The sequence below is a fragment of the Parahoeflea alexandrii genome (assembly GCF_024105735.1).
GTDB lineage: Bacteria > Pseudomonadota > Alphaproteobacteria > Rhizobiales > Rhizobiaceae > Hoeflea > Hoeflea alexandrii.
This window is the reverse complement of record NZ_JAAAML010000001.1, coordinates 1,279,191-1,294,708: the sequence shown is the minus strand read 5'-3', so window position 1 is coordinate 1,294,708 and position 15,518 is coordinate 1,279,191. Positions and strand designations below refer to the sequence as shown.

The window sequence follows — 15,518 nt, the reverse complement described above, 5'->3', positions numbered from 1 at the left end:
CCTGTGGGACGGCCCTCAAATGGAGGAGAAAACCATCATGATCGATTCAGGATGGCTGCTTTCGCTGTCGGGCTGTCTGGTCGGCGCGATCATCGGTTATGCCGCGAGGCGGAGCCACTTCTGCACCATGGCAGCGCTGGAGCGCCACTGGTATGCAAACGACGATGGCCCGTTGCGCGCCTGGGTTCTCGCCGCCATGACCGCACTGGTCGCAACCCAGCTGTTGAGCGCCGCGGGCATCGCCTCCATAGATACCTCGTTCTACCTGACCGAACCCCTGCCGATCGCCGGCGCGATCATCGGCGGACTGATGTTTGGCGTCGGCATGGCGCTGGTCGGCACCTGCGGCTTCGGAGCGCTGGTCCGGCTCGGCGGCGGCAATCTGCGCGCGCTGGTGGTACTGACCGGGCTCGGACTGGCTGCCCTCGCCGCCCAGCGCGGCGTCACCGCCCACATCCGCGCAAACCTGCTTGATCCTCTTTCAATTGACCTGACAGACTTTGGCGGACAATCGCTGGGCGCCTTGCTGTCACACGCGAGCGGGTTGGAAACCAGCCTTCCGCTCGCCTTGGTGATCGGCGCCTTCGGCTTCTACTGGGTTTTCAGATCCGCCAGTTTCCGCGCCGATCGGAGCCGGCTGAGCGCCGGTGTCATCATCGGGTTGTGCATCGCGGCAGGCTGGGTGATTACCAGCAACTTCGCGGCCCAGGCCTACTTCCCGGTCCAGGTCGAGGCAGGTTCCTTCGTCATGCCGGTCGGTGAAACCATCCTGCAGATCATAACCGTCACCGGCGAACTCCCCGACTACGGCGTCGGCCTCGTCGTCGGCGTCTTCCTCGGCGCTGCGGTCTCCGCATTTCGTTCCGACGACATGCGCTGGGAAGCCTGCGACGATGCGCGCGAACTCAGCCGTCACCTGCTTGGCGCCTTCCTGATGGGAACCGGCGGCGTCTTCGCGCTGGGCTGCACCATCGGCCAGGGCGTCAGCGCGTTTTCCGTGATGGCGATCTCCGCCCCAATCGTCATGATCTCGATTGCGGCTGGCGCCCGCATGGGGCTGGGCATGCTGGTCGAAGGCACGCCGTTCAGCTTTATCGCCGACTGGCGTGCCCCCAAGGTCTAGGCGGAAGCGACGAACCTGTAAGCCGAACCATCCCGTTCAACCCTGCCCTCGCCCGGTTTGGGCAGGTGATAGGCAGTCAGCATCGCCTTGTCCGCAGCCAACCGGTCGAGCAGCTTGAGCCGGGTGGCGACACCCTTTTCCGCATCCTGATCGGACCCGCTGGGCCAGCCCGGATGCGCGAATGACACCGCGAAATGAGTGATCGCGTCGCCGGCGATCAACACCGGACTGCTGCCGCCATGCACCATGTAGGACATGTGGCCGGGAGTATGGCCGGACGTGTCGACCGCCTCCACCCCGGGCACGACTTCCGCGCCGGGCTCGAACAGGTTGATCATGTCGGCGAGAACGGCCAGCCGGTTCTGCGCCCCGACCGCGAAGGTCTTGCGCTCTTCCGGCATGGCGTCGACCGTGCCCGGGTCGCTCCAGAACTCCCACTCGGCCCGCCCCATGTGGAAACTGGCATTTGGGTAGACGATTTCATCGAAATCATCGATCAGCCCCCAGAGGTGATCGGGATGGCCATGGGTGAAGATCACATCTGTCACATCCGCCGGATCAAATCCCGCCTCCGCCATATTGTCGAGCAGCTTGCCAGCCGACGGCATGAAGTTGGAACCCGAGCCGACATCGAACATGATCAGCCGGTCAGCCGTTTTCAGGATCGGCACATTGCAGTCGGGCGTCAGTGAATCGGTTGGCTCGCCGTTCTTTTCAAGCAGTGCAACGAGTTCGTCCTGCGGCGCATTCGGATAGGAAAAGCTCAGCGGCAGAACCAGATTGCCGTCGCTGACGCTGGTCAGCACCGCATCTCCGATTTCAAATGCATTGGCACCCTTGAGCCAGGCCGGCGAGGCCAGCGTCGCGGCCGCAGCCATGCCGGAGTGCAGGAATGTGCGGCGTGTCTGAATGAACGGTGCCATGATCTTTCTCCCATATAGATTTATATGAATATTTGCCTTTGTCTTGACCCAGGTCAATGCCCTGGACCGCAATAAGGTGTTCTTGGCCTCATGGGGGTGATACCATGAACCTTGAGTTTCTGGCTGACCATTTCGGCGACAATTTTGCACTTCTGATCGGCGGCGCAGTGATCGGCGCGATTTTTGGCGCTTTTGCGCAACAGAGCCGGTTCTGCCTGCGCGCTGCGGCAATTGAATTCTCGCGCGGACACGTTGGCGGCAAGGTCGCCATCTGGCTGATCGTCTTCTCCACGGCCATCGCCGGAACCATGTTGCTCAGCGCATTCGACCTCTTTACCGCCACCGAAGCACGGCAACTGGCCTCGCCGCAAAGCCTTTCGGGCGCCGCCATCGGCGGCCTCATGTTCGGCACCGGCATGGTGCTGGCGCGCGGATGCTCGTCCCGGCTTCTGGTACTTTCGGCGACCGGCAATTTGCGCGCCCTGCTTTCAGGCCTGGTCTTCGCCGTCGTCGCCCAGGCCAGCCTGCACGGCTTTCTCTCACCGCTTCGCGAAGCTCTTGCAACACCGTTGACCACCCTGTCGATCGGATCAAACGATCTGCTGGTGCTTTCCTCCGTGTCCGAACAGACCGCTCTCGGCCTCGTTCTGGCCGGCCTTGCTGCAAGCTTGTTTCTGGCGTTGTGGCGCAAGGTCGGGATCTGGAAAACCACCGCGTCCTTCGCAGTCGGTGCCTGCATTCCGCTTGCCTGGTGGTTCACCAATGCCATGACCTCCATAGCCTTCGAGCCGGTTCAGCTCGAATCGCTCAGTTTCACCGGACCGTCCGCCGACACGCTGATGCTGTTCCTGTCCTCTCCCGGCTCGATGATCGACTTCGACGTCGGCCTGGTTCCGGGGGTCTTCATCGGCGCTTTCCTGGCCGCCTGGGTGACCGGTGAACTCGAACTGCAGGGCTTTGAGGGTGGCGGCTCGATGCGACGCTATCTGGCCGGCGCGGCCCTGATGGGCTTTGGCGGCATGCTGGCAGGCGGCTGCGCCGTCGGCGCCGGCGTGACCGGGGCGAGCATCTTTGCGCTGACCGCCTGGGTGACCCTGTTTGCGATCTGGATCGCGGCAGCTGTCACCGACTGGGTCGTCGACCGCAAGATGGCGGGCCGGACTGTTCCGCCGCAGGCCTTGGCTGCCAGCCCCGACGCCCGGGGCAGCGAGCTTCAGCCCGGAATCTGAAAGACCGCCAGGCGAAGCGCTATCCGTACATCCGGGATGAGCGGCTTGCTGCCTGACGGCCTTCAAAGCGCTCTTTTCGAGCGTCGTTATGATCCCCTCTGGATCTGGCTTGTCAGATGCATGAACCGTGCCAATTTCAGAACACCCTCGAGATTGAGGCTCTCCGCCGTTTCAGACTGAACGTGTTGAAATCGTTGCACTTGCAATGAGCAAGAGCAGCACGGAAAATGCGGCACCCGCCCAAATTCCGGGCAGTCCGGCCGCTGCCTGGGCTCAGACCGAAACCGCCGCCCGCAGGGTTTCCTTGCTCAGGCTTTCGCGGTCGCCAGCCATTTTCACTTCTCCGCGCTCGATCACGCAGAACCGGTCGGCAAGGCCGTAGGCAAACTCGAAATACTGCTCGACCAGCACGATCGCCATCTCGCCCTGATCCCTCAAAAGCGCGATCACCCGCCCGATCTGCTGGATGATGTTGGGCTGAATGCCCTCGGTCGGCTCATCGAGCAGAAGCAGTTTCGGCCGGGTGATCAACGCCCGGGCGATCGAAAGCTGCTGCTGCTGGCCGCCCGACAGGTCGCCGCCACGGCGGTTGCGCATGTCTTTGAGCACCGGGAACAGCTCGTAGATGTGATCCGGAATTTTCCGTTCCGGGCGCGGCAGGCAGGCAAACCCGGTCTCCAGGTTCTCGGTGACCGTCAACAGGGGAAAGATATCGCGGCCCTGCGGCACATAACCAACACCCTTCGCGGCCAGTTGGTAGGCCGGAAGCTTTCCGATCGTCTCGCCCGCCAGCGAGTAGGCGCCACCGGAGCGGTGATGCACGCCGGAAATCGCCTTGAGCAGGCTGGTCTTGCCGACCCCGTTGGTGCCCATCACGCAGGTGACCTGCCCGACATCGGCCTTCAGCGAAATCCCCTTGAGGATCTGGGACTGGCCGTAATGCAGGGTCAGGTTTTCAACATTCAACATTCTCTAGCGCCCCAGATAGACATCAATGACCTCGGAATTGCCGGTCACATGATCAAGCGACCCTTCCGCCAGAACCGACCCTTCATGCAGCACCGTAACCTTGCAATCGAGCCGGCGGACAAACTCCATGTCATGCTCAACCACGACGACCGCGCGGGTTTCGGCCGCCCGGCGCAACAGGTCGGTGGTGTGTTCGCGTTCGCCAAGCGTCATCCCTGCAGCCGGCTCGTCAACCAGCAGCAGCTTCGGATCCTGCGCCAGAAGCATGCCGATCTCGAGCCATTGCTTCTGCCCGTGCGAGAGTTCGCCTGCGGTGCGGTCGAGTTCGCCCGACAGCCCGATCTCCCCGGCAAGCGCCGCCACCCGCGCCGCGTCTTCCTTCGAAGCCTTGTAGCGCAGCACCGAAAACGGCAGCCGGTCATTGCTCAGCGCCATCATCAGATTGTCGCGCACGCTCTGCGCCTCGAACACCGTTGGGCGTTGGAACTTCCGTCCGACCCCTGCCCGCGCGATCTGGCTTTCAGACAGCCTGAGCAGATCGAGCTGTGGTTCGCCGAACCGCACCCGGCCCTCATCCGGCCTTGTCTTGCCGGTGACGATGTCCATGAAGGTGGTCTTGCCCGCCCCGTTCGGCCCGATGATGGCGCGCAACTCCTGCCCGCCGATTTCGAACGACAGGTTGTTGATCGCCTTGAACCCGTCGAACGAAACCGAGATCGATGTTACTTCCAGAAGCGCGCTCACGATGCGGCATCCTTCCTGACCAGCTTGTCAAACAACCCGCCAATGCCCTTCGGCGCGAACAGCGTGACCAGCACGAAGCCCAGGCCCAGCAGCACCTGCCACCAGTCGACCCAGTTGACGGTGTAGAAGCCCAGCGGGATGCTCGGCGCCTGCCCGCCGGTGAACCAGGACGACAGAAGCGACACCAGCGCCGCGCCGATGACCGCGCCGTAAAGCCGCCCCCGGCCGCCGATTGCCACCCAGACTGCGAGGTAGATCGAGGCAATCGGCGCGATCTCGGCCGGATTGATGATTCCCGCCTGCGGATAGTAAAGCGCCCCGGCAATCGCCGCGATCACCGCGGTCAGCGTGAACACCACCAGCTTGTAGGCCTCCACCGGGTATCCCATGAAACGGATGCGCGCTTCGTCGTCGCGGATCGCCCGGATCACATTGCCGAACTTGCCCGAGACCACCCACGCAGCCACCAGATAACCCAGCCCCAGGGCAAAGGCCGAAGCCAGGAAAAACCAGACGGAGACCACCGATTGCGGCACTTCGGTCAGGCCGGGAATGTTCTGCAATCCCGAAAGGCCGTTGTTGCCTCTGAGGCCCGAGTCGTTCTGGAACAGATAGAGTGACAGCGCCAGGGTCATCGCCTGGGTCAGGATCGACAGATACACCCCGGTCACACGGCTGCGGAACGCCAGCCAGCCGAAGACCAGCGCAAGCAATCCAGGCACCAGCACCACCAGCGCCAGCTGCGCGAACAGGCTGTCGGCAAAGTACCAGACCATGGGAATCTCCGCGCCGCCGACGACACCGAAGATCTGGGTGCCGATGCCTTCGCGGATTTCTTCGGGCGTTGCCGGCAGTTCCCCGCTCGACAGCGAGGCGATGACGATATCCTTGGTCCGCTCGTACATCAGCCACATGCCGATCATGTAGCCGCCGAGGCCGAAGAACGCGAAATGGCCAAGCGACAGGATCCCGCAATAGCCCCAGACCAGATCCATGGCGATGGCGATCAGGCACAGGCACAATGTCTTGCCAAGGATCTTGATGAAGCTGGTTGAGACGATGCCGAGCCCGAAACCTTCCGAAAGAATGGTGATCACGATGGTGAACACCGCCAGAAGGCCGATGAAGATGAGCACCGAGGGCTGCCGGGCAAGAAGGGAGCGTTCCATGATCTAATCCCCCGCCGCACGGCCCTTGAGCGCGATGATGCCCTTGGGTCTGAACTGGATGAAGATGATGATGAAGATGATCATGTAGGTCTGCGCGGCGAGTGTGTTGGACGGATTGAAGAACTCGATCACCTTCTGCAGCGAGCCGATCATCCCGGCGCCCGCAAGCGTCCCCCAGATGTTGCCGACCCCGCCGACCACCACGGTCATGAAGCTTTGCACGATGTAACCGGAGCCGAGTTCCGACGTGACCTTCGCAAACAACCCGATGGCGACGCCTGCGATACCGGCGATGCCGGAGCCGAGGCCGAAAGTCAGCATGTTGATCCGGTCGGGATTGATCCCCATCGACGAGGCCATGCGCGGGTTCTGCGTCACCGCCCGGACCTCAAGCCCGAGCCGTGTGCGGTTGAGAATGAACAGCAGCAGACCCAGAAAGGCGAGAGCGAGAACGAAGATCGCGATCCTGATGTAGCTGATCGACACCACGTCATTGAGCACCCAGGCGCCATCGAGCCAGGACGGCGATGTCAGTGGACGCGCCTGTGTGCCGAAAATGTTCTTGGCGATCTGCTGGAGCGCAATGGAAATGCCGAACGTCGCAAGCAGCGTTTCAAGCGGCCTGTGCGCCAGATAGCGGATCACCAGCCGTTCCAGTGCCACCCCCGCCAGGAAGGCAACCGTGAAGGCCAGCGGCAGCGCCACGATGATCGACACGGTGTAGTTCGGGATGAACTGCTGCACGACATAGCCGGTATAGGCGCCGATCATGATGAACTCGCCATGCGCCATGTTGATCACACCCATGACGCCAAAGGTGATGGCAAGCCCGATCGCGGCCAGGAAGTAGATCGACGCCAGCGACAGCCCGTCAAGCGCCAGATCGACGAACTGGTACAAACCGACCGTACCGCTGATGTTGGCGAGCGTTTCCCGCGCGGCCGTGGTCAGCACCGGGTCTTTTTCGGCGTAGATCTCGGCAAACACGTGATTGGCGACTGCAGAACGCTGTTCGTCCGGGGTGACCAGTGGCGGCACGCTGCCGTCGGCCGCCAGCGCCAGATAGGCCCGGTCGCGTGCGGCCTGCGTCACCAGCTCGGCGACCGGAGTACCGGCAACCATGCCATTCTCGATATTGTCGATCAGCGCCTGCTTGCGGTCGGCCATCGGAACCACAGGCCGCGCCTTGCCGGCATCGACCAGCATTTGGTAGGCCGACTGGGGCTCGATGTCGCTGCCCGGCGTCAGCAGCCTGGCGACGTTGAGGCCCTCGGGCACCGCATCGAACACTTCCACTCTGGTCGCAAGCAGCGGATTGAGCGCCGCGCGCGCATCGACGCCGGGATCACCGGCAAAACTTTCGATAGCAGCCACCCTGTTTGCCTGGTCACTGCCGAACTGGATGGTCAAGAGCCGCTGCAGCCGCTCCTTCCGCGCCTTGATGGCCGGATCAGATTCTGATTCAATCGCCCCTCTGAGAATGCTCAGATGCGAAGCTTCGGGATCGCGCTCCAGCGCTGTCAGCGCCTGCAGCCGCCGTTCCGGATCAGGGTCCGAAAGCTGGAACTGCACCAAGGCTCCGGCTATCACGCCACGGACGCCACTGTTGGGCTTGAGGTTGTCGAGATCGTTCTTGTCGGCAAGCCCGGCCTCCGCGCCGCTGTCGACATCGATCAGCATCACCTTGCCGTCGGTAGCATCCTCGACAAAGAAGAACCGCCCATCGCTTTCCCGCTGCCACACCTCCTTCTCCCGCCATTTCTCCAGGAACACCGGCACGGCGGGCAACTGGCTGTCGACCAGGTCTTCAAGCACCGGTCCGATGGTGGTGCGCGAAGGCTTTTCGATATTGGCCCGGTAGGTCTCGAGCAGCGCGTTGAGATCAGCGTCCTGCGCTTTGGCGGGCGCAAACGCAGTCAGAGCGGCAAAAACAAAAAGGATGATGCGAAGCATGGGAGAACAATGACCAATTGGGAAGGTGGAAGGGGGCGCAAGGCCCCCTTCCCTTGGTGAAGATCAATAGTTGGAATTGAGCTGCACGCAGGTCTTGGTCTCGGTGTTGTACATGCCGCAGGCGAGTTCCTTCCAGTCCGATTCCAGCACGGCGGATTCGGGCAGGAAGTCGGTCCAGGCGTCGCCGGGAACCGGCTCGGTCTGGCTGACGATGTCGAACTGGCCGTCCTCCTGGATTTCGCCGATGAGCACCGGCTTGGTCAGGTGATGGTTGGGCAGCATTTCGGCTTCACTGCCGGTCAGGTTCGGAAACTTCTGGCCATACATGGCGGTGCGCACGGCATCGACATCGGTGGTGCCGGCGGCCTCGACCGCATTCACCCACATGTTGAAGCCGATATAGTGGGCTTCCATCGGGTCATTGGTAACCCGCTCTTCGCCGGCGAAGGCTTTCCATTCCTTGATGAATTCGGCATTCACCGGAGCATCGGCGGACTGGAAGTAGTTCCAGGCAGCAAGATGACCGACGAGGTTGGTGGTGTCGAGACCCGACAGTTCTTCTTCACCCACCGAGAAAGCCACGACCGGAATGTCGTCGGCGGAAATGCCCGCAGCGGCAAGCTCCTTGTAGAAGCCGATATTGGCGTCGCCATTGATGGTGGAGATCACGCCGACCTTCTTGCCGTCTGCACCGAGCGCAACCACGTCGGCAACGATCTTGGACCAGTCGGAATGACCGAAGGGCGTATAGTTGACGAAAATGTCCGCTTCCGCGATGCCCTTGTCCTTGAGGTACTGCTCAAGGATCTTGTTGGTTGTGCGCGGATAGACATAGTCGGTGCCCAGCAGTGCGAATTTCTCGACCCCGAGCTCTTCAAGGAAATAGTCGGTTGCAGGAATGGCCTGCTGGTTGGGCGCTGCACCCGTGTAGAAGACGTTCTTGGATGATTCTTCACCCTCATACTGCACCGGGTAGAACAGAAGCCCGTTCAGCTCCTCGATCACCGGCAGAACCGACTTGCGGCTCACCGACGTCCAGCAGCCGAACATGACATCGACATTCTGAACCGTCATGAGTTCGCGTGCCTTTTCCGCAAACAGCGGCCAGTCGGATGCCGGATCGACCACGACGGCCTCAAGCTGCTTGCCCAGCAGACCACCCTTTGCATTCTGCTGTTCAATCAGCATCAGCATGGTGTCCTTGAGCGTGGTCTCCGAGATCGCCATCGTGCCCGACAGCGAGTGCAGCACGCCGACCTTGATCGTTTCCTCCTGCGCATATGCCGTTTGGGTCAGGATTCCTGTTGTAATAAATGCCGCCGCCCCTGCGATACGCAATTTCGTGGTAAATTTCATGTCAGCCTCCGTGCTGTTCGTGTCCACGAGGGTGATCAATGCAAGCCCCTTGCCAGTTGCGAGGAAAGCCGGATTTTAACGGTTTCTTAATCCGCCAGGCCAGGATGGTGGAAAACGAATGTTCAAAAAGGCGCACATTTCTGCCTACAATTTAGGCGGCGTCCATTTTTTATACATTCTTGTCGCAGCCATCAGGCGCGGGATACAGGAGAAGGAAGCCCTCCGGAAAACAGTTCCGCCGGCAAGACTTGCGTAATCGTCATTTTTCGCTTCTTATCTGCCCAGATGAGGCGCTCGGCCTCTTGAGCAACACAAGACAAGGAGACCTATGCAAACCATGAGCGTACCTCTTTTCATGCTCGCGGCTCTGGCTGCCTTGTTCACATTTCTGTCTCCGGCGCTGGCTTCTACCTGGCTCAAGACGGGCAAACAGACCACCCGGCCTTACGGGCACGTGGAGTACTGTACACGCAATGCTTTCGATTGCCGCGGACGTTCGGCCGATGCCGCATTGCCGCCCGCCCGAAAGAACCTCCTCAACGGCGTCAATCGCGCGGTCAACCGCTCGATAAAGGCAGCAGCCGACCAGACCGCTTTCGGTCGCAAGGAATTCTGGACCGCCAATGCGCGATCGGGCGATTGCGAGGATTTTGCCCTCGCCAAACGCGCAAAACTGTTGCGTAGCGGCTTCAAGCCTTCCCAACTTCTGCTGACGATGGGATACAATGGCAGCGAGGCGCACACCGTGCTGGTGGTCAGAACCCGCGATGGCGATTATGTCCTCGACAATCTTGTCGACGAGGTTATGCCGGTGCAATCCGCGCGAATGAGCTTCCGCAAGATCCAGGCGCCGGATCATGGCGGCAAATGGCTTCAGGTAACCGGCAAGACCGGCCGCGCGCCCTGACACGCATCCGGCTGCAGACTGCCAAGTTTTGCTGATTCCCTCAGGGCCGTTTGAAAAGACGGCCCTTTTGCCGTCCAACCGCTTGCCGTCATACCGATAGCCTGTGCTATGGCTCGGCCTGACCCGATCAACCCAAATCCGGAAAAACCGGAGGACAATTCAATCGCCGGCTTCCGCTTCATTCACACCGCCGACATCCATCTTGATTCGCCGCTGAAATCCCTGGCGCTGCGCAATCGGGACCTTGCTGATCTGATTGGCGGCGCCACGCGGCAGGTTTTCAGCGATATCGTCGACCTGTGCGTCGGCGAACGCGTCGATGCATTGATCATTGCCGGCGATCTCTACGACGGCGACCAGACCTCCATGAAAACCGCCCGCTTTCTGGCAAGCGAGCTCAACCGCCTGGCGACAGCTGGCATTCGCACCTTCATCATTCGCGGCAATCACGATGCGCTGTCGCGCATTTCCCGCGAACTGGTGCTGCCAGACCTCGTCAAACTGTTCAGCGGGCGCGGCGAGCATGTTGTGATCGAACGCGAACAGGGCGAAAAGCCGGTTGTGATCCATGGCCTGAGCTTCGCCAACCCCACGGCGCCCGAAAGCCTGCTGCCGAAATATGGCCGGGCTCACCCCGATGCCATCAATATCGGCATCATGCACACAAGCCTTGGCGGCGCCCCCGGGCATGATCCCTATGCGCCCTGCAGTCCCGCCGAACTGGAGGCAACCGGGTATGACTACTGGGCACTGGGACACATCCACAAGCGCTCGGTTGTTACCGGCTCGGCCACCATCGTCATGCCCGGCATGCCGCAGGGCCGTGACATCAACGAGGACGGCCCCAAATCGGTTACACTGGTGTCAATCGTCGATGATGGGCAGGTGAGCCTTGAAGAGAAACCAACCGCTCTCGCCGAATTTGCCCGCATCACCATTGATGCGTCCGGTCTCAGCGAGTGGAGCGACCTCGCACATGTGCTTGCAGATACGCTGAAGCCGGTCCGCTCCGCTTCGACCGCTCCGCATCTGGTGGTTCGGCTCGCCCTTTCGGGGGAAACTCCGCTCGCCTGGCGCATGCGCCGCGATTCTGATTTGCTTCTGGCAGAGGCTGAGGAACGGGCCGAGCAGATCGGCAACACCTGGATCGAGAAGCTCGACATAGCCTGCACCCCGCCCGTTACTCCACAGGCATCTGCCGCAGACCCGCTTAACGAACTCCGGGCACTGATCGAAAACGACATCCTGGGCTCCGACGCCTACGAGACCGCGTTGGCAAGCGTGGCCGACACCTTGCAGGCGCAGCTGCCGACCGATATCCGGGATCTGTTCGGCACTGATGAGGCGGAGACCAAAGCGCGGCGCATGGAACTTGCCCGCCAGGGCGCCGATGACGTGCTGGCCCGGCTGCAGCCAGGTCAGGCCACCGGCAGCGAGACCGCCTGATGCGCCTCAATCGCCTCGACCTCACCCGCTACGGCAAGTTCACCGATCACGGGATCGATTTCGGATCGGCCGCCAAAGGCGGTTGCGACCTGCACATCGTCTACGGCCCGAACGAGGCAGGAAAATCGACCCTGTTCAGCGCCTGGCTCGACTTGCTGTTCGGGATTGCCGCGCAAAGCAGCTACAATTTTCTCCATCCCTACCCTAACATGCGCATTGGCGCCTGCGTGGAGATCGATGGAAAGACCCAGGAATTCGCGCGCATCAAGCGGCAGCAGAACAGCCTGCTCGACAACCGTGACCAACCTGTCTCCGATGGCGCACTGCTGGCCGGTCTTGGCGGGCTCGACCGCGACAGCTACCAGACCATGTTTTCGCTCGACGACGAAAGCCTTGAACAGGGTGGCGAAAGCATTCTGGCAAGCCGCGGGGACCTTGGAGAGTTGCTGTTTTCCGCAAGCGCCGGGCTCGGCGACCTCTCCCAACGGCTTTCGGGAATCCGTACCGAGACCGAGGATTTCTACAAGCCCCGCGCCCAGAAACGCATGCTTGGCGAACTCAAGGCCGAACTCGCAGAACTCAAGGCCGAGCGCGAGCGGATCGACACCCAGGCCAGCAGGTTTGCCCAGTTGGGCAAAGACCTTGAAGAGGCAGGCTCGCGGCATGACGAGGCAGGCGATCAGCGAAAACGGCTCAGGATCCGGCTTGCGGCAATCGAGCGGCTTCTCGCGGCCTGTCCCCGCCTGGCAGAGCTCGACCGGCTTCAGGACCAGCTTGCCCCCCTCTCCGACCTGCCCGAGGTTGCACCGGAATGGCGCCAGCAGGTCAGCGACCTTGGACAGCAGGAGGCAGCCCTACAGGCGGCAGGCGCCGCGCTCGAAGCCGAAATCGAGCGCCTGGGCTCCGAACGCGATGCCCTCGAGATTGACGTGCAGATCCTCTCACTTAGGGACCGGATGAGCGAACTCGAGCGGCTGCGCACCCGCCATGAAACGGCCGGCGAGGATCTGCCGGAGCGGCGTGCGGCGCTGTCCCGAATCGACGGGCGCATCGAGCAGATCCTGGCCCGGCTCGGGCAGGCATCGGCATCATCAGCCGAAGATCTGCTGCTGGACACGACCAGAACCGCCACGCTCCGCGACCTTGTTGATGCCCGCGCGAGCCTCGACGTCCGCATAACCTCAGCCCGCAAGGAACATGCCGACGCGATCGTCAACCACGACGAAGCCTTGGCTCAACTGCGTGCCGCGGGCGGCGCGCTTGAGCAAGGGGCTCCCCAACAACGCCAGGTCCGGCTGACCGAACTCGCCGAAGCGCTCACGGTCCTGCGCAACGACAATCATGACCTACTTTGCCGGACCGCGAGCCGCACCGTCGCCGCAGCGCGCGACAATTACGAGGCCCTGGTCGAAACTCTGGCACCCTGGAAAGGAGACATCGGCGAGTTGCGCGCCATGCTGCCACCCTCCGCGGAAACGATACGAGGCTGGAAAGCCGGGATCGAGGACCTTGAGCGCAAATGCCTCTCGACCGATGAGGACCGTGCCCGGCTCGACCAGTCGCTCAAGCGGTTAGAGGCGGAAACCGGCGCTCTCAGCCGTTCCGGCGCGCTCCTCTCGGAGGCGGAGACCGAAGCGCTGCGCACGACCCGCGACGACGCCTGGAAAACGCACAAGGCAAGGCTCGACCCCGAGACTGCAACAGGCTTCGAAGCCGCCATGAAGGCCTATGACGGCGCCGCCGACAAACGTGCCATGCACAAGGCCGATGTCGCCAAGCTCAATGAAATCTCGGTGCAAGCGGAGATCACAAAGGCCGCGCTCGAGAGTGCCGGAACCGCCAGATCCGCGCTGAAACAGGCAATCGCCGAGCTGCGAGAACGGATCGCCACCGCACTCGGCCAGCTGTCGCCCACACTGCCGGCCGGCATGACGCCCGAAGCCATCGCGGACTGGCTGGCCCGCCGCGAGCAGGTGCTCGACGCCGACGAGGCACTGCGCGCCCGGCTTGGCGAGTTGCAAGCCGTTGAGGAGGACCGGCAGGCCGCAGCCTCCCGTTTGCAGCGGTTGCTTTCACCGCTCGACCCCGAAGCAACCACCGGCGACAGTCTCGAAAACCTGCAAAACCGTGCCCAGCATCTGCTCAACCGCGAAACCAGGCTCGACGGCTACCGTCAGGCATTGGCCGAACAGGAGCGCCTGCTCACCCGCCGGCAGCGCGATGTCGAGAACGCCAAAGCGGAAGCCGATGCCTGGATGCTGGCATGGAAGCAGGCCTGTGACGGTTGCTGGCTCGGCAAAGGACCGCAGGCGCCAACCGCCGCGGTGGTTCGCGAGGCTCTGCCGCTGCTTGCAGAACTCGCAACCGCGATCCATGAACGCGACGGACTTTCCGACCGCATCGCCAAGATGCAGCGCGATCAGGCCGACTACACCGCAGCGCTTCACGCAACAGCATCCGAGGCCGGCTCCGACACCCGGGACACCCCGGCCGGCACCATCGCCCGGCAGTTGGCGGACCGGCTGGCAATGGCTGAGAAGGCCGGTGCCCGCAATGATGATCTGACACGACAGTTCGAGGAGGCTTTGGCCCGGCAGCGCCAGCATGATGAAACCCGCGCGGCCCATGCCGCCAGGAAGACGCAGATGCTCGATGCACTCGGCACAGATACATTGCCCGATGCGGCACTCAGGATCGACCAGGCTCTCGAACGCAAGCAGCTTGGCCAGCGGGTCAGCCAGATTGCCGCCGAGATCTGCGAGACGCTCGGCGTCGGCTCGCTTGAGGAAGCCCGCTCCCGGTTGAGTGCAGCCGATGCCGACGAGTTGAACGCGGAACGGCAGGAACTCGAGGCCTCGCTTGAAAGGCTCGACGCCGAAATCCAGCACCTGTTCGCCGCTCGCACCCGCGCCTCGGATGCGCTTGATGCTGTCGGCGGCGACGACGCGGTAGCCCGCATCGAACAGCGTCGCCGCACCACGCTGGAAGCCATCGCCGAAGGCGCCGAGCGCTATCTGAGGCTATCCGCCGGCGTCATCGCCATGGAGCAGGCGCTGACGCTTTACCGCGAGCGCCACAGCTCCTCAATGATGCAGCGCGCCTCGGAAGCCATCCGCACCATCAGCCGCGGCCGCTATACCGGCCTTGCATCCCAACCCGACCATGGACGCGACAAGGGGCGCGAACTGCTGATGGCCATTCAGAATGACGGCACCTCGAAACAGGCGGCAGAAATGTCCAAGGGCGCCCGCTTCCAGCTCTATTTGGCGCTTCGCGTCGCAGGCTTCCACGAGTTTGCCGCAACGCGCGACACGGTGCCGTTCATCGCCGACGACATCATGGAGACCTTCGACGATTTCCGTGCCGAGGAAACCTTCCGCCTGTTTGCAGGCATGGCCAATGTCGGCCAGGTGATCTATCTCACCCACCACCGCCATCTCTGCGACATCGCCAGAGCCGTCTGCCCGGACGTGACCATTCACGAACTGACCGCCTGATTTAGGGCTTTTGGTCAGTTTTTCCGCAGCTGCGAACAGGCTTGGCTTGGCATCAGCGGCTTATGCCTGTATCGAGACGGCACTCTCGTTGATCCGCATTCGGATCATTTGCCTGCAGGACGCAGGAACGCAGGGCCTGGTTCAGCTTTGCATCGGCCCACTCCTGCAAGCACAGCATCATCGAAACATCCCTTCACCGGAC

Annotated in this window: 11 protein-coding genes; 5 read left to right on the top strand and 6 right to left on the bottom strand. The window is 62.3% G+C overall.

What is annotated here, in order from left to right; translation table 11 throughout:
• Positions 1-37 precede the first annotated feature (37 nt).
• Positions 38-1,123, top strand: a complete 1,086-nt coding sequence (locus GTW23_RS05895; RefSeq protein WP_252915027.1) for a YeeE/YedE family protein — start codon at positions 38-40, stop codon at positions 1,121-1,123.
• On the opposite strand, the gene GTW23_RS05890 is transcribed toward GTW23_RS05895, so the two are convergent.
• Positions 1,120-2,046, bottom strand: a complete 927-nt coding sequence (locus GTW23_RS05890) for an MBL fold metallo-hydrolase (protein ID WP_252915025.1) — start codon at positions 2,044-2,046, stop codon at positions 1,120-1,122. The genes GTW23_RS05895 and GTW23_RS05890 overlap by 4 nt on opposite strands.
• A 104-nt stretch (positions 2,047-2,150) precedes the next feature.
• Here GTW23_RS05890 and GTW23_RS05885 point away from each other — a divergent pair, with 104 nt between their 5' ends.
• Positions 2,151-3,275, top strand: a complete 1,125-nt coding sequence (locus GTW23_RS05885) for a YeeE/YedE family protein (RefSeq protein ID WP_252915023.1) — start codon at positions 2,151-2,153, stop codon at positions 3,273-3,275.
• Positions 3,276-3,548: 273 nt separating this feature from the next.
• On the opposite strand, the gene urtE is transcribed toward GTW23_RS05885, so the two are convergent.
• The 5 genes from urtE to urtA all read right to left on the bottom strand — a co-directional run bounded on the left by urtE (position 3,549) and on the right by urtA (position 9,466).
• Entirely contained in the window at positions 3,549-4,244 is a 696-nt protein-coding gene (gene urtE, locus GTW23_RS05880) for an urea ABC transporter ATP-binding subunit UrtE (RefSeq protein ID WP_252915021.1), read from the bottom strand.
• A gap of 3 nt (positions 4,245-4,247) precedes the next feature.
• Positions 4,248-4,988, bottom strand: coding sequence for an urea ABC transporter ATP-binding protein UrtD (gene urtD / locus GTW23_RS05875; RefSeq protein WP_152008217.1), 741 nt, complete (start codon positions 4,986-4,988; stop codon positions 4,248-4,250).
• Complete coding sequence (gene urtC / locus GTW23_RS05870; protein WP_252915019.1) at positions 4,985-6,157, bottom strand: urea ABC transporter permease subunit UrtC; 1,173 nt, start codon at positions 6,155-6,157, stop codon at positions 4,985-4,987. The genes urtD and urtC overlap by 4 nt, the downstream gene beginning before the upstream one ends.
• 3 nt (positions 6,158-6,160) lie before the next feature.
• Entirely contained in the window at positions 6,161-8,110 is a 1,950-nt protein-coding gene (urtB, locus tag GTW23_RS05865) for an urea ABC transporter permease subunit UrtB (protein ID WP_252915017.1), read from the bottom strand.
• A 63-nt stretch (positions 8,111-8,173) separates the two neighbouring features.
• The gene (gene urtA / locus GTW23_RS05860; protein ID WP_152008214.1) at positions 8,174-9,466 is read right to left on the bottom strand and encodes an urea ABC transporter substrate-binding protein; all 1,293 of its coding nucleotides are present in this window, start codon (positions 9,464-9,466) and stop codon (positions 8,174-8,176) included.
• Between the two features lie 337 nt (positions 9,467-9,803).
• On the opposite strand from urtA, the gene GTW23_RS05855 reads away from it, so the two are divergent.
• From GTW23_RS05855 to GTW23_RS05845, 3 genes are all read left to right on the top strand, one after another.
• Entirely contained in the window at positions 9,804-10,373 is a 570-nt protein-coding gene (locus tag GTW23_RS05855) for a transglutaminase-like cysteine peptidase (RefSeq protein ID WP_252915016.1), read from the top strand.
• A 108-nt stretch (positions 10,374-10,481) separates the two neighbouring features.
• Positions 10,482-11,819 (top strand): metallophosphoesterase family protein, encoded by a 1,338-nt coding sequence (locus tag GTW23_RS05850; RefSeq protein WP_252915014.1) that lies wholly within the window; start codon positions 10,482-10,484, stop codon positions 11,817-11,819.
• Complete coding sequence (locus GTW23_RS05845) at positions 11,819-15,316, top strand: ATP-binding protein (protein WP_252915013.1); 3,498 nt, start codon at positions 11,819-11,821, stop codon at positions 15,314-15,316. Before GTW23_RS05850 ends, GTW23_RS05845 begins: the two co-directional genes overlap by 1 nt.
• The last annotated feature ends 202 nt before the right edge of the window (positions 15,317-15,518 follow it).